Genomic DNA, 19,146 nt, shown 5'->3' on the forward strand with positions numbered 1-19,146 from the left:
GCAAGGAAAAAAAGCATCTGTCTAATAGGTAAATTCTATGATGTAAGCGAAGCGGTGTAAGTAAAGTTATAGAGAAGACCGCAGGTGATATTCTATCAGATTGAAATGGGAATGACAAGGATGTTTGAAGAAAATGGTATATCGGGTTAAAAAGCTATTTTGATAAACTCATTTATAAGTCCACATACTTTTTCAAAACATGTGAACCAAGAATGTAAAACAAAATTGTGAGAAGAGGTGATCCAATCCATAGATAGATAGGAACAGAAATCATTTCTCCCTTTGCGGACGGCATAACCAATTCGCTAAAAAAGTTAGGCATAAAAGAACCTACAAGAGTACCGAATGGAATCCAAAAGAGGAAGGAAGTCTTCGTAAATTTCCTTGCTAGCAAACTCACAGAAGTGGTGAAAGCGCCCACTAATATCACACAGAGAAAGCTGGTCAAGAGAAAGATCTCATCATTTCGGAAGAGCTCCTCTAACGGAAACTGATTCCATTTATCTGTATAGATCGTAGCCACGATGCACGAAATTTTGATGACTAAGTAAAGTTGTATATAAAAATAGAAGTAAAAAAGTAAAAGAGAGGCCCCTTTTGCTCGGTAAAGCAATTCTCGTGGATAGGGAAGAGTCAGCCACCAAGAAGCGGTATTTTTCTTGAACTCCTTTTGAATAATCCAACCACCTATACCGAAAGCACTAAAAATTACAGAGACGTTAAATTGATTAAGATATTGAAAGGTTTGCATGCCATTATTGAGACCTATCACAAGACCAGTCGTTAGCCCTAAAAATACTACCACAGCAATTAAAGCATTTATTCCTAACCCTCGAGAAGTATTGGGCAATATATATTTCAGCTCATGCCGTACTAGTTTTAAAAATGTACTCATGCATATACCCCCCGATAAAGTTCCTTTAGGGAACCATGCTCTTGGCGTAGTTTCTCCACTTCTCCCTCTATCACAATCTTTTTATCCTTTATAAACGCTACCCTATTTAAAAGCCCTTCTACTTCATTAATCTCGTGTGTTGTGATGACCAATGTCAATTCTCTCTCGGAGATACCGTCAATGATTAACTCAATCATTTTTTCTCGAGTCATTAAATCGATTCCAGAGAATGGTTCATCTAGCAACATCAGCTTCACATCGCGAGCGAAGCAGAGTAGAAATTGCAATCTAGCTTCCTGACCCTTTGACATCTCTTTTGCCTTTAGTCCTTTATCTAGCTGAAAAAAATCAACTAATTCCTTTGCCTTCTCAATCTGGAAATCGGGATAAAAACTTGCTCCAAACTGTAGCGTTTCTTCAACCGTGTAGTTAGCAAACCATTTCGCCCGATCCGATAAATAAGCAATATGTTGATACAATTTCCAACTAGGCTCTTGCCCTAGTACTTCGATCTCTCCATGATCCGGCAGGCATAGATGGGCCATCATTTTCAACATCGTCGACTTCCCCGCACCGTTTTCTCCTAAGATCCCATACACTTGACTTCTAGGAACCGTAAATGAAATATTCTCTAACACACTCTTTCCTTTAAAAGACTTTCCTACTCCCTGAAAACGAATAGCCGTATCACTCATTTCCAGTCCACCTCCGCAATCATTTTTTGTGCCTCTTCTCGAGTAACACCTAGTATCTGTAAGGTTCGAACGAATGACCCTAGAGCACCCTCCGCCATCTCTTTCCGTAGCTCTGATACTTGACTAGCCGAGGAGGTGATAAACGTTCCTTGACCACGTCTCTTCTCACAAAGCCCATCCCTTTCTAACTCTTGATACGTTCTGACTACTGTACTTGGATTGATTTTCATCTGTACTGCAAAATCACGAACAGAAGGAAGTTTACTGCCCAATTCGATCTCCCCTTTTGCTAACATCTGACGAAATTGTTGTACCAATTGCTCGTAGATCGGTTGCGAAAAATCAAGGATAAAGCGATAAGAACCGACAACACGAGTCTCCATAAGCTTCACCGCATCTTTGTGTTATATTGTATCTATAGTATGGCTACACACCATACACTTTATTTGTATGTATGGTATTACACCACACACTATATTGTCAACCCTTTTCATTGACAGATATAAACGACATACTGTATATATAAATATATAGACTATAACATATTTCACAACTAGCAGGAGGGGAACAAATGTCACAAAACGTCGCAATCCAGACAATAGGGCTATCAAAGCACTACGGCTCTACGAAAGCTTTACAGAACATGGATATCTCCATACACTCGGGGGAATTAATTGCATTACTCGGAGAAAATGGAGCTGGTAAGTCTACTCTCTTTCAACTTTTAACTGGACTTATTACACCCACCACCGGCTCCATTAAAATTGGAGGGCAAGACTTATCGCAAAATCCAATCGCTTGTAAAAAACAAATCGGACTCTTATTTGGCAATGATTCTGGACTTTATCATCGTTTAACCGCCTATGAGAACATCTTATATTTTGCAAAATTTTATGATGTACCCGATGCTGTCGCCCGTAAGCGAATCGATGAGTGGGCAGAGCAACTTCTACTTACCCCCCATCTTCACAAAAAAGCAGGAGAACTCTCTAAAGGAAATCTACAGAAAACCGCTATCTTACGAACACTCATCCATAACCCAGACTATCTATTTTTTGACGAGCCAACTACAGGCCTGGATATTGCCGCGTCACTTGCGTTTCAAGACTTAGTAAAATCACTCCAACAATCTGGGAAAACCATCCTCTTCTCCACTCATATCTTAGAGGAAGTGACTCACTTAACGGATAACATTATCACCTTATCACAAGGAAAAATGATCTATAACGGAACCATTTCCAATCTCTATCAGGAGCTTCAAACCGATAACTTGCGGGATATCCTGCGGAATTGGATTCAAGGAGGAATTTCATCATGAAGCTAATGTGGCATATTGCGAAGAAGGAATTAATAGAGCAATTTCGAGATAAACGAACACTCTGGCTGTCGATCCTGATTCCTCTATTACTGATCCCGGGAATCTTTCTGTTAATGGATCGCATGCAATCATCGGATGAAGAGAAAGTGGAAATAGGCGTTAGCTCACAAGTACCTACGGAACTACAAACGGCTATTACAAAATCAGCCCCCGGCAAACTGGAACTAAAAACCATGTCACCCGAAGAAGCAAAAAAGCTCATGAAGCAAGGAGACTTAACAGCATACCTAGGAGTAGAGACAGATCAACCGGGAACTACGAAGCTGTGGACGCTAGATATTCCGGATGGTTCAGGATACAAAACAGCTCTCCAATCCCATATCGAAAAACAACTTTTACAGCAATATCTAGCCCAGAAAAGCATCGCCCCTACTGAATTACCTAAGCTACAAATAAAATCGGCTGAAGGGGCACCCAACATCTTTTCTGGCTTCTACCTGATTTCCATTCTCATCGCAATCACTCCACTTTCAGGAGGGATGATGATTGCCATTGACTCCATTGCCGGAGAAAAAGAACGTCGAACGATTGTCTCCTTACTCGGACTACCTATTCCGACATGGAAACTATGGATTGGAAAATGGATCGGCGTGACAGGAATGATTATGGTAACCACCTTAATCTCTTTAGGCTCTGTTCTAGGAATCCAGCCATACTTGACCCATCCAGCCGTTCAGCTTGATCAACTAGCTTCTATCGGAACCGTTCCATTGATCGGCTTTGCACTTTGTATTTTCTTCTATGTACTCGTTATATCTGCCTTATTACTTATCATGAGTACATTTGCACGTAGTTTTAAAGAAGCACAAAACTATATCAGCCCACTCATGTTTTTGGCGATGGCAGGAACCTTTATCATCATGCAACAAAGCGGTTCCCAGTTACCGAATTATCTATTCTGGATTCCGCTTTGGAATGTGCATGCCGTTCTTTATGAAATCCTTCATCAAAGCGTAGGGCTTACGGACATCATCATCACGTTTGCTTCCTGCTCTGCTCTAAGTCTTGCACTAGTAGCGTACGGAGCCTTTCTCTTTCAAAAACCAAAACATATGCTTTAGGAGATGGATTTCATGTGGAAAGATGCTTGGTTTTTATCAAAGCGGGATTTATCGGGAGCGATGATTCATATAGCCCCTTACTTTTTAATCAACTGCTTTGCATTTATAATACTAGCCAGCACTTTTATAACGGAAAAGGAGGGCGTCTTAGAACGCCCTTTGACTTGGATCACGACCGTTTTTTTATTATCTTTAATCACTTTTCCTTACTATACAAAGCGCCATCATGCCTCTTATAGGCTCGTTGGAAGCGACTTGAGTCGAAGAGAAATAGCCTTCTTTCGCACCTTTTCTATTCATCCGAACGCGATCGTGTACAGCCGACTTCTCAGTATTTTACTAGTAGGGTGTATATACCTAATGATCCTAGTACCCATAACCTATATCGGCTTAAAAAACTACTATCCGTTCTCAGAAACCCATATCACATCCATGATACTTCTTTCTTTAGCCATATCAATTCTATTAATCACGGTTTTACTCATTACAGAAATCGTGTTGCCCTATAAAACTTTTTTCTGGAGCTCACTCATTATCTATTTGATCCCATTATTTACTCTAATAATCCTGCAATATAAGTATAATCAACACCTAATTCAATTGCTGGCTACTGGAGCGAGCTCACTTACGAACACTGGTTGTGTCACCCTGTTCTTCGCTTCACTAGTAATCTTGTATTTCGCAACACAATCGATGATTCAATACGTTCGCCTCAAATAGGGAGGGAGCAAACAACATGCAACTACCTATCCAAGTCAAATTAGATCATCCCATGCCGATCTATCAACAGATACAAGATCAACTGAGTCAGCTCATCCTAAGCGGGCAACTACCTCCCGGGAGCCCACTTCCTTCGATTCGCGCTCTAGCTATTAACTTATCTTGTAGTATCATTACAACCAAACGTGCTTATCAAGAACTAGAACAAAAGGGCTTAATCGTTGTCAAGCAAGGACGTGGCACCTTCGTCTCCTCGCTTGAAGAGATTGACGTGCCTTCAGCACAACAAAAAGAAATCGAAAAAGCGATTCAAGAACTTTTCCTATTTCTAAAACGAATTCATGCTTCTCCTGAAAAAGTAGAGACCATTTTTATGAAGCAACTCCATTCGTTTCAAAAATGGCACCTAGAGAAAACAGAGGAGGATACTTGATGCTCCTAACAACCCATCAATTAGAGAAAACATATCCAAACAGAGAGATCGGTCCTATTAACCTATCAGTAGAACCGGGAATCATTTCCGGTTTAGTTGGACCAAATGCCTCAGGAAAGAGTACCATTCTACAGATGGTTTCTGGAGCAGAACATCGCGACTCTGGCCAGATTACTATCTTCGGAAAGCCTATCGCCGAATTACAACAATCAGAAAAGCGGATCGCCTATGTACCAAGCCATTATCAAGCATCCCCTTACTGGACTGGAAATGACCTAATCTCTTGGTATCATCATTGGTATCCCAAATGGAATCAGAATCAAATGCAACAGCTTGTGAAGCAATTTGATTTTGAGTTACATATACCCTATGAAAAGCTATCCACAGGGAATAAGCGAAAACTTTTAATCAGTCTCGCTATGTCTACAGAGTCTGATCTATTACTCCTAGATGAACCATCTAATGGTCTAGACTTTCTATCCAAAACTGCCTTATACGAATCGATACAAAATTGGATGGAGAATTCAGAGCGATCGATCCTACTTGCGTCTCATGATGTAGATGAGATTAATAAGCTAATGGATCATATCACACTCATCCATCTGGGAAAGCAGGTTCGGTCCTTTGAGAAAGATGAAGAATTAGGTCAATGGGCGTATGTATGGATCTCGAATCAAACTGCAATCTCTCCTCCAGAAGAGGTCGTAACGACTATCCCATCAAGTATGACCCAATGGATCACTCAGGACCTCTCTAAAACACGATCCATCCTCGAATTAAAACAAATCGATTATCGATACAACGTTATGCAGATGAATGAGATTCTGGAATGGATGTATAAAACAATACAAACAAACATGATAGCCAAATGATTATTCAACTCCACATCAATCGCACCCTTATCCTAAAAAGCCTTATGGTCTGTCCGGATCAGACCATAAGGCTTCTCTTCTGTAAGGCAATTCTCATATGATAGGCCACATCAACGGCTACAAGCGGCGGTACCTCTATATGAAGGATAGTGTAGTAAACGTAAAGATATCCTTGATTATTGACCTACGTTATTATCAATTAAATATCTCTTGGCTGTAAAGTTAACAGGGGTGTGGAAAAACATATTGGATACATTTGCATGAATAGATAGAGTATATTCTACATTGTCCATACATCTGGAAAGTAATGGGTCAATATGCTTGAATGTGACAAACGTATAATCATCTACAGCTTCTCCATCAATTTCAATATTAGCTTGATAGATCAACAAAGCGCCTCTTCTAATTTCCACTGTTACATATTGGGTACTTGTAACATTCGTATTATCATTATTCACATGAATAATTCCATCTAACTCTATTAGATTTGCTCCACAAATTTGAGGGAATCTAACTGTTGCAACTCGTGTTGGGGCAGTTCCACTTGTAGAAATTGGCGTAGAAGATCCTCCAGGTGTCGTGCTTCCATATTGATCATACCGAATATCCACCAAGTGGGCCATCCTCAAATTCCCCCTATATGATTTTTGAACATAGAGGGCATATTTCTATATGTTAGCTTTAAATGATACTACCATTGTTCCCTGCTATCATATGAGAATAGAATGAAAATGGAAGTGCATTTCTCCCCCTCGATTCACCTATTTTTCAATACAAAAAAAGCCTTACAGTCTGTCCGGATCAGACTATAAGGCTTTTTCTTATTAAGGATAGTCAAACATCGTTTACGAAGCAAAGACTACTCGATGATGGTTGTTACGGCACCAGCACCAACAGTACGTCCACCTTCGCGGATAGCGAAACGTGTACCGTCTTCGATTGCGATTGGAGCGATAAGTTCAACAGTCATTTCGATGTTGTCGCCAGGCATACACATTTCAGTACCTTCAGGAAGCTGGATAACACCCGTTACGTCAGTTGTACGGAAATAGAATTGTGGACGATAGTTAGAGAAGAATGGAGTGTGACGTCCGCCCTCTTCTTTGCTCAATACGTATACTTGTGCTTTAAACTTGGTGTGTGGTTTCACAGAACCAGTTTTAGCAAGTACTTGACCACGAGCGATGTCTTTGCGGTCTACACCACGAAGAAGAGCACCGATGTTATCACCTGCAACTGCGGAGTCAAGAAGTTTACGGAACATCTCAACACCGGTTACGATGGACTTACGAGTTTCAGTAAGACCGATGATTTCGATCTCGTCGCCCACTTTAATGGTTCCACGTTCTACACGACCGGTAGCAACGGTACCACGACCAGTAATAGTGAATACGTCCTCTACTGGCATCAAGAAAGGCTTGTCTGTAGCACGTTCTGGTTCTGGGATGTAAGCATCAACTTCGTTCATCAATTCAACGATACGATCAGCCCACTCGCTACCTGGATCTTGAAGTGCTTTTAAAGCAGATCCTTTTACTACTGGGATATCATCGCCTGGGAATTCGTACTCAGAAAGAAGTTCACGAATTTCCATTTCAACTAGTTCAAGTAGCTCTTCATCGTCAACCATGTCTACTTTGTTCATGAATACAACGATGTAAGGTACGCCTACCTGACGAGATAGCAAGATATGCTCACGTGTTTGAGGCATTGGACCGTCAGCTGCAGAAACAACTAGGATCGCTCCGTCCATTTGCGCAGCACCTGTGATCATGTTTTTCACATAGTCAGCATGTCCTGGGCAGTCAACGTGTGCGTAGTGACGGTTGTCTGTTTCATACTCAACGTGTGCAGTAGAGATGGTGATTCCACGCTCACGCTCTTCTGGTGCTTTATCGATTTGGTCGTAAGCGGTAGCAGTTGCTCCACCTTTTTGAGCCAATACAGTTGTGATTGCAGCAGTCAATGTTGTTTTACCGTGGTCAACGTGACCAATTGTACCAATATTAACGTGTGGCTTATTACGCTCGAACTTGGCTTTTGCCATGATAAAATCCTCCTCAGATAAGGAAATAAGTATTTTGGTTTTTGATTTTGGTAAAAAGATGTATAGGAATCTGGTAAAGTGATCGGGGTGACACTCTACCAGGTTCTTGTTAAATTAGTTACCAGAAGCCTTTTTAATAATCTCTTCTGCGACACTCTTTGGTACTTCTTCATAATGACTAAATACCATAGAGAAAGTACCACGACCTTGTGTACGAGAACGTAGGCTATTTACATAACCAAACATCTCAGATAGTGGAACCATACCACGTACTACTTGAGAATTACCACGAGCATCCATGCCCTCTACCCGTCCACGACGAGAGCTGACATCACCCATGATGTCACCCATGTATTCTTCAGGAACCGTTACTTCGACTTTCATCATCGGCTCCAAAATAACAGGGTTACACTTGGACTTCGCAGCTTTTAGCGCCATCGATCCAGCGATCTTAAATGCCATCTCAGAGGAGTCAACATCGTGATAAGATCCATCTACAAGTCTAGCACGAACGTCTACTAATGGGAATCCAGCAAGAACACCATTTTTCATAGACTCTTCGATACCAGCTTGAACCGCAGGGATGTATTCACGCGGAACAACACCACCGACGATTTTGTTCACAAACTCGAAGCCTTCGCCAGCTTCCATTGGTTCAAATTCAACCCAGACGTGACCGAATTGACCACGACCTCCGGACTGACGAACAAATTTTCCTTCGACTTTCGCAGCAGTACGGAACGTTTCTCTGTAGGCTACTTGCGGTGCACCGATGTTCGCTTCTACTTTGAATTCACGTTTCATACGGTCCACGATGATATCGAGGTGAAGCTCACCCATACCAGCAATGATCGTTTGACCTGTTTCTTCATCGGTCCAAGCTTTGAAAGTTGGATCCTCTTCTGCTAACTTGGTCAATGCGATAGACATTTTATCTTGATCGCCTTTCGATTTTGGCTCGATTGCGATCTCGATTACTGGATCAGGGAACTCCATCGATTCAAGTACGATCGGATTTTTCTCATCACAGAGAGTTTCACCAGTAGTCGTATCTTTAAGACCTACTGCTGCTGCGATGTCTCCAGCATATACTCTGCTAATCTCTTCACGGGAGTTCGCATGCATCTGAAGAATCCGACCTACACGTTCACGCTTCTCTTTAGTAGAGTTCAAAACATAAGATCCTGACTCTAATGTCCCAGAGTAAACGCGGAAGAATGTAAGTTTCCCTACATATGGGTCTGTCATGATTTTAAATGCAAGAGCGGAGAATGGCTCTTCATCGCTCGATTCACGAGCCGCTTCAGTACCATCTGGCAACTGACCTTGGATCGCAGGAACATCGAGTGGAGATGGCATATATGCCACTACAGCATCTAATAAAGGTTGAACGCCTTTGTTCTTGTAAGAAGAACCACAGGTAACAGGTGTAATTTTCACTTCACATGTACCTTTACGAAGTGCTTTTACAATTTCCTCTTCAGTGAGTTCTTCACCTTCCAAGTACTTTTCCATTAGCGCTTCGTCAAGTTCTGCTACAGCTTCTACCAATATCGTACGATACTCATCCGCTTTATCCTTCAACTCAGCTGGGATTTCCCCTGATTCAGAGGTAGTTCCCAAGTCGTCGGTATAAATAAGGGCTTTCATGGTTACCAAGTCCACAATCCCAAGGAACTTATCTTCAGAACCAATTGGAAGTTGGATTGGTACTGCGTTTGCACCAAGGCGCTCACGCATTTGCTCTACAGCACCGTAGAAGTCAGCTCCCAAGATGTCCATCTTATTCACATAAGCGATACGAGGAACACCATAACGGTCAGCTTGACGCCATACAGTTTCAGATTGTGGTTCTACGCCACCTTTAGCGCAGAATACACCTACAGCTCCATCGAGTACACGTAGGGAACGCTCAACCTCAACGGTAAAGTCTACGTGACCAGGAGTATCAATAATGTTGATACGGTGGCCATTCCACTGTGCAGTGGTAGCAGCGGAAGTAATCGTAATTCCGCGCTCTTGTTCTTGTTCCATCCAGTCCATGGTAGCTGCACCTTCATGCACCTCACCAATTTTGTGTACACGACCGGTATAGAAAAGAACACGCTCAGTAGTAGTAGTTTTACCAGCATCGATATGAGCCATGATCCCGATATTCCGTGTATCTTTTAAGGAGAACTCACGTGCCATCTGGAATTTCTCCCTTCATCTGTCAAACAGATAAACAATTATAATTACCAGCGGTAATGTGCAAACGCGCGGTTTGCTTCCGCCATACGGTGAACATCTTCTTTTTTCTTCACAGCAGAACCAGAGTTGTTTGCTGCATCAAGAATTTCATTCGCCAAACGTTCTTCCATGGTTTTTTCGTTACGCAGACGTGCATAACTTACCAACCAGCGTAGTCCAAGACTTGTACGACGCTCTGGTTTTACCTCAACAGGTACTTGATAGTTAGAACCACCTACACGGCGAGCCTTTACTTCAAGTACTGGCATTACGTTTTTAAGAGCTTGCTCAAAAACTTCCATTGGGTCATTACCAGAACGTTGTTGGATTAGGTTAAAAGCATCATACAAAATAGTTTGCGCTTTTCCTTTTTTTCCATCGTACATCAGACGGTTGACTAAACGAGTAACCAACTTGCTGTTGTATATTGGATCTGGAAGTGCATCACGGCGAGGTACTGGGCCTTTACGTGGCATGCTTTTCCCTCCTTCTTATAAGTAGTTAATATAAATTGATAAATACATTATTTCTTAGGACGCTTTGTACCATATTTGGAACGACTTTGGTTACGGTTGTTCACACCTGCAGTATCAAGTGCACCACGTACGATATGGTAACGTACCCCTGGTAAGTCTTTTACACGACCACCACGAATGAGTACAACACTATGCTCTTGCAAGTTGTGACCGATTCCCGGGATGTAAGCAGTTACCTCTGTACCGTTTGTCAAACGCACACGAGCATATTTACGCAACGCGGAGTTTGGCTTTTTCGGAGTCATCGTTCCCACACGAGTACATACACCACGTTTTTGTGGAGAACTTTGTAGAACAATGTCCTTTTTCATGCTGTTGTAAGTGTACTGAAGAGCTGGAGATTTTGACTTTTTCACTTTGTCAGTACGACCTTTACGAATCAACTGGTTAATTGTTGGCATCTTTGGCACCCCCCTGCTTATCTTGTAAGTCCACAGATCCAGGCGGATCGTAGAAGAGTAAAAAACATCCATGAGAACAAATAAGGGGAGACGAACTGCATGATTGCCTAGGATACATGCAGTTCGACCCAATTCATCTCAAGTGTTTCATCGTTATTTGCAAATCGCTACTGTTGCTGCACCGACATCGATGCCACACGCTTTACCTAGCTCCCTCATCGAAAGCACGCGCACAACAGGGATTCCCCGAGCCTGGCACATAGAGAAGATCAAGAGCTGAATCTTTTGATCTGCATCATCTGCTAGAATCACTTCTACAGCAGACAAATTCTCAATGGCCTTTTTCGTTTGCTTGGTTCCAATCGCCATTGCTTTTGCTACTTTCACTTTTTCATAAGACATCAAGTCATCAGCCCTCCAAAGTGAAACGTTCCAAGCACACGAATGTATCTTACCACCCGTTATTCACAATGTCAACAAGATTGTATTTCTATCTACTCTAGTCGATGAGCACGGAATCAGACGCTCGAAGATCATTTACTTCATTCGCCATCTTCACCTGTAGATTGCGGTAACGAGACATACCCGTACCAGCAGGAACTAGCTTACCAATAATAACGTTCTCCTTCAGACCTAGCAAGCGGTCCACTTTTCCTTTGATTGCCGCATCCGTTAGAACACGGGTCGTCTCTTGGAAGGAAGCAGCCGATAGGAAGGATTCTGTTTCAAGGGATGCTTTGGTAATACCTAACAAGAGCGGACGTGCAACAGCAGGCTCTTCGCCACGGAGGAGTACATCACGGTTTGCGGCTTCAAATTCATGTATATCTACCACGGAACCTGGTAGAAGAACGGTTTGACCTGCATCCGTAATTCGTACTTTTCTCATCATCTGGCGAATCATAACCTCTACGTGCTTGTCGTTAATTTCTACCCCTTGTAAGCGGTATACTTTTTGTACCTCTTGCAAGATATAACTTTGAACACCATGCACCCCTTTGACACGAAGCAGTTCTTTTGGATCAATTGAACCTTCCGTAAGCTCATCACCAAAGTCGACTACATCGCCAACAGATACACGAAGTCTGGAGCCATATGGAATGGAGTGTACTTTGCTTTCTACATCATTTTCCACTTCTACTTCACGACGATCTTTTACCTCTCGGATATCCGTTACCTTACCAGTGATCTCACTAATAACAGCTTGACCTTTCGGGTTACGAGCTTCAAATAGCTCTTGAATACGAGGTAAACCTTGCGTAATATCGTCGCCCGCTACCCCACCAGTATGGAAGGTACGCATCGTCAACTGAGTACCAGGCTCACCAATCGATTGAGCCGCGATAATCCCGACTGCCTCACCAATCTCCACCTGTGTACCAAGTGCCAAGTTACGTCCATAACATTTCTTACAAACTCCATGCTTAGTACGGCAACTTAGAACAGCACGAATGACTACTTTCTCAATCCCCGCCTCTACAATCTCTTCGGCGTGTTCTTCTGTGATCAATTCGTTACGATCCACAATCACATGGCCATCGGCTGGGTGTTTCACGGTCTCAAAAGCGGTACGACCTACGATACGATCAAATAATTCCTCGATGATCTCATTGCCATCATGAATGCGAGATACTCGCTGACCGCGGTCCGTTCCACAGTCATTTTCACGAACAATGACATCCTGAGCTACGTCTACGAGACGTCTTGTGAGATAACCAGAGTCAGCTGTACGAAGAGCGGTATCCGCCAAACCTTTCCGTGCTCCGTGAGTAGAGATAAAGTACTCTAATACGGTCAAGCCTTCACGGAAGTTCGTGCGAATCGGACGCTCAATAATCTTACCAGCTGGGTTCGCCATGAGTCCGCGCATCCCTGCAAGCTGGGTAATCTGTGAAACGTTACCCCGCGCACCTGAGTTAGCCATCATGAAGATTGGGTTATATTTACCCATGTTCTTCATCAAGACCTCCGTTACACGATCTTTTGTCTTGCTCCAGATGGAAATAACACGTTCATAACGCTCATCATCGGTAATCAATCCACGACGATATTGCTTCACGACTGCATCTACTTGTTGATCTGCTTCTTTCAAAATATCGTATTTTGCAGCAGGAACGTTTACATCTGATACAGCCATCGTGATACCGGCACGTGTGGAATAGGTATACCCAAGTTGTTTCACTTTATCTAGAATGACAGAAGTCATCATCGTCCCAAAACGACGGAAACATTCTGCGATAATCGCTCCCATATCCTTTTTCCGTAATGCACCTGGATCCGGTAGTGATTGAATAAACTCACGAACATTTATACCTTTTTCAAATATAAAGTGCTGATCACTTGTTTGAACAAAGTTCTTTTTACCAGGTTCATTGATATACGGAAATTCTTCTGGGAAAACTTCGTTGAAAATCAACTTACCGGGAGTGGTTACCAGCAATGCACCTTCTTGCGCTTCTGTGAAGGAGGTTTTCTTCAATGTTTTCGCCTGGATGGCAACACGACTATGCAACGTTACATACCCATGCTGATAAGCGTTAATCGCTTCTGCAATGGATTGGAAAACAGAGCCTTCGCCCTTTTCGCCTTCTTTTTGCATCGTAAGGTAGTAGCAACCTAGTACCATATCCTGCGAAGGTGTTACAACAGGTTTGCCGTCTTTGGGGTTTAAGATGTTTTGTGCCGCTAGCATCAATAAGCGAGCTTCCGCCTGAGCTTCTGCAGATAAGGGTACGTGAACCGCCATTTGGTCCCCGTCGAAGTCCGCGTTATACGCAGTACATACGAGTGGATGTAGACGAATCGCACGACCTTCTACTAAAATCGGCTCAAATGCTTGAATTCCAAGACGGTGAAGCGTAGGTGCACGGTTCAAGAGAACAGGATGTTCACGAATAACTTCTTCTAAAACGTCCCATACTTCTGGATGAACCCGTTCTACTTTTCGTTTTGCACTCTTAATGTTGTGAGCGAGGCCTTTTGAGACTAACTCTTTCATTACGAATGGTTTAAAGAGCTCCAGTGCCATCTCTTTTGGGAGACCACATTGATACATCTTAAGATTCGGTCCTACCACGATTACAGAACGACCCGAGTAGTCTACCCGCTTCCCAAGCAAGTTCTGACGGAAACGACCTTGTTTCCCTTTTAACATGTGGGAAAGGGATTTGAGTGGGCGGTTACCAGGACCTGTTACAGGACGACCGCGACGACCATTATCAATCAGTGCATCAACTGCCTCTTGAAGCATCCGTTTTTCATTTTGGACAATGATATCCGGCGCTCCTAGATCAAGTAAACGTTTCAGACGGTTATTACGGTTAATCACACGACGATAGAGATCATTTAAATCAGATGTTGCAAAACGCCCTCCATCTAACTGCACCATTGGACGCAGCTCTGGCGGAATAACAGGTAATACATCGAGAACCATCCAGTCTGGTCTATTACCAGAACTACGGAAGGCCTCTAGTACTTCCAAACGTTTTACAGCACGATTCCGACGCTGTCCTTGAGCCGTTGTCAACTCTTCTTTGAGACTATCCACTTCTTTCGTGAGATCGATATCAGCAAGCAAACGACGAATCGCTTCTGCTCCCATCTTCGCCACAAAAGAATTACCATATTTTTCACGATAGCTACGGAATTCTTTCTCAGATAAAAGTTGCTTTTTCTCAAGTGGGGTTTGACCTGGATCGACAACCACATAGGAAGCAAAGTAGATTACTTCTTCCAACGAACGTGGAGACATATCGAGAACCAGACCCATACGGCTAGGAATTCCTTTGAAGTACCAAATATGAGAAACAGGAGCAGCTAGCTCAATGTGCCCCATACGTTCGCGACGGACTTTTTGTCTGGTTACTTCTACACCACAACGGTCACAGACAACACCTTTATAACGAACGCGTTTGTACTTCCCACAGTGACACTCCCAGTCCTTCGTAGGACCAAAGATTTTCTCACAGAAAAGCCCCTCTTTTTCTGGCTTTAATGTACGGTAGTTAATTGTTTCTGGCTTCTTAACCTCACCACGAGACCAAGAGCGAATTTTTTCTGGCGAGGCCAGACCGATCTTCATATACTCAAAGTTATTCACATCGAGCATGTGGGCATTCCTCCCTCTGGGTTCCTCCTAGCCGGAGAAGTGACGCTTACCGGCTCACCTCTCCACATCTAGGACTACGAAACGGACCGAGGTCCTTCATCACTACTTTCTAGATCAAAGTGAAGCCTTTCATTGCCTGGCTCATCATCTTCGTCCAACTCACGCATCTCGATTTCTTCTTCGTTCTCAGCAAGAATCTTTACATCCATACCGAGAGATTGAAGTTCTTTGATCAGTACTTTGAATGATTCAGGAACACCAGGTTCTGGTACATTTTCACCCTTGACAATCGCTTCATACGTCTTCACACGACCCACTACATCATCCGACTTAACAGTCAAGATTTCTTGTAGTGTGTACGCCGCACCGTATGCTTCGAGCGCCCAAACCTCCATCTCCCCGAAACGCTGACCACCAAATTGAGCTTTACCACCCAATGGTTGCTGAGTAACGAGAGAGTATGGACCCGTAGAACGAGCATGGATCTTATCATCAACCATGTGCGCAAGCTTAATCATATACATGACCCCAACTGTTACACGGTTTTCAAACGCTTCGCCCGTTCGTCCATCATACAACATCGTTTTTCCATCGCGATCCCCGCCGGACTCTTCTAAGGCATCAAATACCTCATTTTCACGAGCACCATCAAATACTGGGGTAGCCATATGAAGTCCTAGTGACTTTGCCGCCATACCGAGATGGACTTCTAAAACTTGTCCGATGTTCATCCGCGAAGGAACACCTAGAGGATTTAAGACGATTTGTACAGGGGTACCGTCCGGCAAGAATGGCATATCTTCTTCCGGCATAATCCGTGAGATAACCCCTTTATTACCATGACGTCCCGCCATCTTATCCCCTTCAGAGATCTTACGCTTCTGCGCAATGTAAACACGTACAAGTTGATTTACTCCCGGTGGTAATTCATCGCCGTTTTCACGAGTAAACACTTTCACATCCACGATAATTCCATCTTGACCGTGTGGTACGCGGAGCGATGTATCGCGAACTTCACGTGCTTTTTCACCAAAGATTGCATGCAAAAGACGCTCTTCAGCCGTAAGTTCCGTTACCCCTTTTGGAGTTACTTTCCCTACTAAGATATCTCCAACTTTAATCTCAGCACCGACACGAACAATTCCACGCTCGTCCAGATTCCGCAGAGCATCTTCACCCACGTTTGGAATATCACGCGTGATTTCCTCTGGACCTAGCTTGGTGTCTCGCGCTTCTGATTCATATTTTTCAATATGGATCGAAGTATAGACATCCTCTTTCACGAGTTTCTCACTTAAGAGAATCGCATCCTCGTAGTTGTAACCTTCCCAAGTCATAAAGGCCACGACGACGTTTCGACCGAGAGCCATTTCCCCTTGTTCGGTAGATGGACCATCAGCGAGAACAGCACCTTTTAGTACTTTCTCACCTCTGCTAACCACAGGGCGTTGGTTAATACAAGTACCTTGGTTGGAACGAGAAAACTTGGTCAATTTATATTTATCCAAGTCACCCTTTACGAGACGACCATCTAATACTTGTTCCTTACGAACCCAAATCTCGTTAGCTGTAACGCGCTCAACTGTACCCGGATTCTTTGCTAGGATCATAACACCAGAGTCTGCCGCTGCTTTATGCTCCATACCTGTACCGATAAATGGAGATTCAGGAACCAATAATGGTACCGCTTGGCGCTGCATGTTAGAACCCATCAAAGCACGGTTGGAGTCGTCGTTTTCCAAGAATGGAATACACGCTGTCGCCACCGAAACAACTTGTTTGGGAGATACGTCCATGTAATCGATTCGATCTCTCGTAACCGTTAATAGCTCATCACGATAACGAGTGATAACGGTATTAGTGAGGAAGTTTCCTTCTTCATCAATTTCTGCATTTGCCTGAGCTACATAGTAGTTATCCTCTTCATCTGCAGTCAGATAATGGATTTCGTTTGTTACTTGGTTCGTATCTGGATCTACTCGACGATACGGCGTTTCGATAAAGCCATAATTGTTAATACGAGCAAAGCTAGATAAGGAGTTGATCAAACCAATGTTCGGACCCTCCGGAGTTTCAATCGGGCACATACGACCATAGTGAGAATGGTGGACGTCTCGAACTTCAAAGCCCGCACGCTCACGAGTCAAACCACCAGGTCCTAGTGCCGATAGACGACGTTTATGAGTCAATTCAGCGAGTGGATTGGTTTGGTCCATAAATTGAGACAACTGGCTAGAACCAAAAAATTCTTTAATCGAAGCGATAACCGGACGGATATTAATCAATGCTTGCGGTGTGATCGCATTCGCATCTTGAATGGACATCCGCTCACGAACCACACGCTCCATACGGGATAAACCGATGCGGAACTGATTCTGCAACAGCTCCCCAACAGAACGTAGACGACGATTCCCCAAGTGATCGATATCATCGGTATCCCCTACACGGTGCAAGAGGTTCACAAAGTAGTTAATCGAGGAGATGATATCAGCAGGTGTGATATTTTTCACAGACATATCAATTTCTGCATTGGAAATCACTTTTATTACTTTCTCTTCATCGATCGGAGAGAAAATATGAATCGATTGTAAATGGATTGGACCTTCATCAGGAACTCCGCCACGTACGGTCGTTTCTGTTAGACCGTATGGACTCTCACCTGTTAAAGCTGGTAATAGTTTATCAAGCACTCGGCGCTCGAGCACCGTGCCTGCTTCTGCTAAAATCTCACCTGTTTCAGGATCAACGATTGCTTCTGCTAGCTTTTTATTTAATAAGCGATTTTTAATGTGTAACTTCTTATTCATCTTGTAACGACCTACGCTTGCTAAATCATAGCGCTTTGGATCAAAGAAACGAGAGAATAGAAGACTACGAGCATTATCTGCCGTTGGTGGTTCCCCTGGACGAAGACGCTCATAGATTTCAATTAACGCTTTTTCGGTGTTGCCTGTGTTGTCCTTATCTAACGTATTGCGTACATACTCGTCATCACCTAGTAGATCAATGATCTCAGCATCAGAACTAAAGCCTAACGCACGCAAAAGAACCGTCACAGGAATTTTTCTTGTGCGATCAATCCGCACATAAATAATATCCTTCGCGTCGGTTTCCAACTCCAGCCATGCACCGCGATTCGGAATCACTGTAGCTGTGTAAGTTGGCTTACCGTTTTTGTCGACTTTCGTGTTATAATACACACTAGGTGAACGAACCAACTGGCTGACAATGACACGTTCCGCTCCGTTGTAGATAAACGTACCCGTTTCTGTCATGAGCGGGAAATCACCCATAAAGACTTCCTGCTCCTTCACTTCGCCTGTTTCTTTATTGATCAGACGAACTTTTACACGGAGTGGAGCCGAATAGGTAACCTGATTATCTTTCGCTTGTTCTACGTTGTACTTGGGTTCTCCCAAACTGTAGTCAACAAACTCCAATACGAGGTTTTTCGTAAAGTCCTCAATCGGTGAAATGTCATGAAACATCTCACGAAGGCCTTCCTCTAAAAACCACTCGTATGATTTTTGTTGAATTTCAATAAGATTGGGTAATTCTAATACCTCTTCAATGCGGGCATAACTTCTTCTTTGCCGCCGACCGTACTGGACAAGTTTACCAGCCAAACAAATTCCCCCCTCGGATCCTGACGCAATTGATTGCGTACTAAGGATAAAAGCGAAAAAAGAAAAATGGGTCGAATTACCACATTTTTAACTATAAAGTAGTCTATTTTCCTATCTTAACCAGTGATTTCCATATTTAAACAAA

16 protein-coding genes are annotated in these 19,146 nt (G+C 43.2%); 5 read left to right on the forward strand and 11 right to left on the reverse strand.

From position 1 onward, the window contains the following. Positions 1 to 172: 172 nt before the first annotated feature. Genes BLU58_RS09425 through BLU58_RS09435 form a run of 3 tightly spaced genes read right to left on the reverse strand, consistent with a single transcriptional unit; the run spans position 173 to position 1,973 of the window. On the reverse strand, positions 173 to 895 hold the full coding sequence (locus BLU58_RS09425) for a hypothetical protein (protein ID WP_093291969.1): 723 nt from the start codon (positions 893 to 895) through the stop codon (positions 173 to 175). Then, positions 892 to 1,590, reverse strand: coding sequence for an ABC transporter ATP-binding protein (locus BLU58_RS09430; RefSeq protein ID WP_093291970.1), 699 nt, complete (start codon positions 1,588 to 1,590; stop codon positions 892 to 894). The genes BLU58_RS09425 and BLU58_RS09430 overlap by 4 nt, the downstream gene beginning before the upstream one ends. After that, a complete protein-coding gene (locus BLU58_RS09435; protein WP_093291971.1) occupies positions 1,587 to 1,973 on the reverse strand; it encodes a GntR family transcriptional regulator in 387 nt (128 codons plus the stop codon). The genes BLU58_RS09430 and BLU58_RS09435 overlap by 4 nt, the downstream gene beginning before the upstream one ends. 188 nt (positions 1,974 to 2,161) lie before the next feature. On the opposite strand from BLU58_RS09435, the gene BLU58_RS09440 reads away from it, so the two are divergent. Genes BLU58_RS09440 through BLU58_RS09460 form a run of 5 tightly spaced genes read left to right on the forward strand, consistent with a single transcriptional unit; the run spans position 2,162 to position 6,054 of the window. Then, entirely contained in the window at positions 2,162 to 2,908 is a 747-nt protein-coding gene (locus tag BLU58_RS09440) for an ABC transporter ATP-binding protein (RefSeq protein WP_093291972.1), read from the forward strand. After that, complete coding sequence (locus BLU58_RS09445) at positions 2,905 to 4,029, forward strand: ABC transporter permease (RefSeq protein WP_093291973.1); 1,125 nt, start codon at positions 2,905 to 2,907, stop codon at positions 4,027 to 4,029. The genes BLU58_RS09440 and BLU58_RS09445 overlap by 4 nt, the downstream gene beginning before the upstream one ends. A gap of 12 nt (positions 4,030 to 4,041) precedes the next feature. Continuing rightward, positions 4,042 to 4,749 carry a hypothetical protein gene (locus tag BLU58_RS16435; protein WP_093291974.1) on the forward strand — a complete coding sequence of 236 codons (708 nt, stop codon included), beginning with the start codon at positions 4,042 to 4,044 and terminating at the stop codon, positions 4,747 to 4,749. 16 nt (positions 4,750 to 4,765) lie between these two features. After that, on the forward strand, positions 4,766 to 5,182 hold the full coding sequence (locus BLU58_RS09455; RefSeq protein ID WP_093291975.1) for a GntR family transcriptional regulator: 417 nt from the start codon (positions 4,766 to 4,768) through the stop codon (positions 5,180 to 5,182). Then, entirely contained in the window at positions 5,182 to 6,054 is an 873-nt protein-coding gene (locus BLU58_RS09460; protein WP_176786590.1) for an ATP-binding cassette domain-containing protein, read from the forward strand. Before BLU58_RS09455 ends, BLU58_RS09460 begins: the two co-directional genes overlap by 1 nt. Positions 6,055 to 6,230: 176 nt before the next feature. Here the strand turns inward: BLU58_RS09460 and BLU58_RS09465 are convergent, their stop codons facing one another. The 8 genes from BLU58_RS09465 to rpoB form a co-directional block, all read right to left on the reverse strand. Next, on the reverse strand, positions 6,231 to 6,677 hold the full coding sequence (locus tag BLU58_RS09465; RefSeq protein WP_093291977.1) for a hypothetical protein: 447 nt from the start codon (positions 6,675 to 6,677) through the stop codon (positions 6,231 to 6,233). Positions 6,678 to 6,913: 236 nt separating this feature from the next. Next, positions 6,914 to 8,101 carry an elongation factor Tu gene (gene tuf / locus BLU58_RS09470; RefSeq protein WP_093291978.1) on the reverse strand — a complete coding sequence of 396 codons (1,188 nt, stop codon included), beginning with the start codon at positions 8,099 to 8,101 and terminating at the stop codon, positions 6,914 to 6,916. A gap of 114 nt (positions 8,102 to 8,215) precedes the next feature. Next, entirely contained in the window at positions 8,216 to 10,291 is a 2,076-nt protein-coding gene (fusA, locus tag BLU58_RS09475; RefSeq protein WP_093291979.1) for an elongation factor G, read from the reverse strand. Positions 10,292 to 10,335: 44 nt separating this feature from the next. Next, positions 10,336 to 10,806, reverse strand: a complete 471-nt coding sequence (gene rpsG / locus BLU58_RS09480; RefSeq protein ID WP_072332850.1) for a 30S ribosomal protein S7 — start codon at positions 10,804 to 10,806, stop codon at positions 10,336 to 10,338. A gap of 47 nt (positions 10,807 to 10,853) precedes the next feature. Next, on the reverse strand, positions 10,854 to 11,267 hold the full coding sequence (gene rpsL, locus BLU58_RS09485) for a 30S ribosomal protein S12 (protein WP_093291980.1): 414 nt from the start codon (positions 11,265 to 11,267) through the stop codon (positions 10,854 to 10,856). Between the two features lie 153 nt (positions 11,268 to 11,420). Beyond that, on the reverse strand, positions 11,421 to 11,669 hold the full coding sequence (locus BLU58_RS09490) for a ribosomal L7Ae/L30e/S12e/Gadd45 family protein (RefSeq protein ID WP_093291981.1): 249 nt from the start codon (positions 11,667 to 11,669) through the stop codon (positions 11,421 to 11,423). A gap of 97 nt (positions 11,670 to 11,766) precedes the next feature. Next, complete coding sequence (rpoC, locus tag BLU58_RS09495; RefSeq protein ID WP_093291982.1) at positions 11,767 to 15,375, reverse strand: DNA-directed RNA polymerase subunit beta'; 3,609 nt, start codon at positions 15,373 to 15,375, stop codon at positions 11,767 to 11,769. 74 nt (positions 15,376 to 15,449) lie between these two features. Continuing rightward, positions 15,450 to 19,001, reverse strand: coding sequence for a DNA-directed RNA polymerase subunit beta (gene rpoB, locus BLU58_RS09500; RefSeq protein WP_176786591.1), 3,552 nt, complete (start codon positions 18,999 to 19,001; stop codon positions 15,450 to 15,452). Between the last annotated feature and the right edge of the window lie 145 nt (positions 19,002 to 19,146).

This window comes from Thermoactinomyces sp. DSM 45892 (genome assembly GCF_900107305.1).
Lineage (GTDB): Bacteria > Bacillota > Bacilli > Thermoactinomycetales > Thermoactinomycetaceae > Baia.

Excerpts from the sequence above, each read along its gene's own strand:
- rpoC (WP_093291982.1), bottom strand. The coding sequence starts at position 15,375 with ATGCTCGATGTGAATAACTTTGAGTATATGAAGATCGGTCTGGCCTCG.
- BLU58_RS09460 (WP_176786590.1), top strand. The coding sequence starts at position 5,182 with ATGCTCCTAACAACCCATCAATTAGAGAAAACATATCCAAACAGAGAG.
- BLU58_RS09455 (WP_093291975.1), top strand. The coding sequence starts at position 4,766 with ATGCAACTACCTATCCAAGTCAAATTAGATCATCCCATGCCGATCTAT.
- rpsL (WP_093291980.1), bottom strand. The coding sequence starts at position 11,267 with ATGCCAACAATTAACCAGTTGATTCGTAAAGGTCGTACTGACAAAGTG.
- tuf (WP_093291978.1), bottom strand. The coding sequence starts at position 8,101 with ATGGCAAAAGCCAAGTTCGAGCGTAATAAGCCACACGTTAATATTGGT.
- fusA (WP_093291979.1), bottom strand. The coding sequence starts at position 10,291 with ATGGCACGTGAGTTCTCCTTAAAAGATACACGGAATATCGGGATCATG.
- BLU58_RS09465 (WP_093291977.1), bottom strand. The coding sequence starts at position 6,677 with ATGGCCCACTTGGTGGATATTCGGTATGATCAATATGGAAGCACGACA.
- BLU58_RS09445 (WP_093291973.1), top strand. The coding sequence starts at position 2,905 with ATGAAGCTAATGTGGCATATTGCGAAGAAGGAATTAATAGAGCAATTT.
- BLU58_RS09490 (WP_093291981.1), bottom strand. The coding sequence starts at position 11,669 with ATGTCTTATGAAAAAGTGAAAGTAGCAAAAGCAATGGCGATTGGAACC.
- BLU58_RS09440 (WP_093291972.1), top strand. The coding sequence starts at position 2,162 with ATGTCACAAAACGTCGCAATCCAGACAATAGGGCTATCAAAGCACTAC.
- rpsG (WP_072332850.1), bottom strand. The coding sequence starts at position 10,806 with ATGCCACGTAAAGGCCCAGTACCTCGCCGTGATGCACTTCCAGATCCA.
- BLU58_RS16435 (WP_093291974.1), top strand. The coding sequence starts at position 4,042 with ATGTGGAAAGATGCTTGGTTTTTATCAAAGCGGGATTTATCGGGAGCG.
- BLU58_RS09435 (WP_093291971.1), bottom strand. The coding sequence starts at position 1,973 with ATGGAGACTCGTGTTGTCGGTTCTTATCGCTTTATCCTTGATTTTTCG.
- BLU58_RS09430 (WP_093291970.1), bottom strand. The coding sequence starts at position 1,590 with ATGAGTGATACGGCTATTCGTTTTCAGGGAGTAGGAAAGTCTTTTAAA.
- BLU58_RS09425 (WP_093291969.1), bottom strand. The coding sequence starts at position 895 with ATGAGTACATTTTTAAAACTAGTACGGCATGAGCTGAAATATATATTG.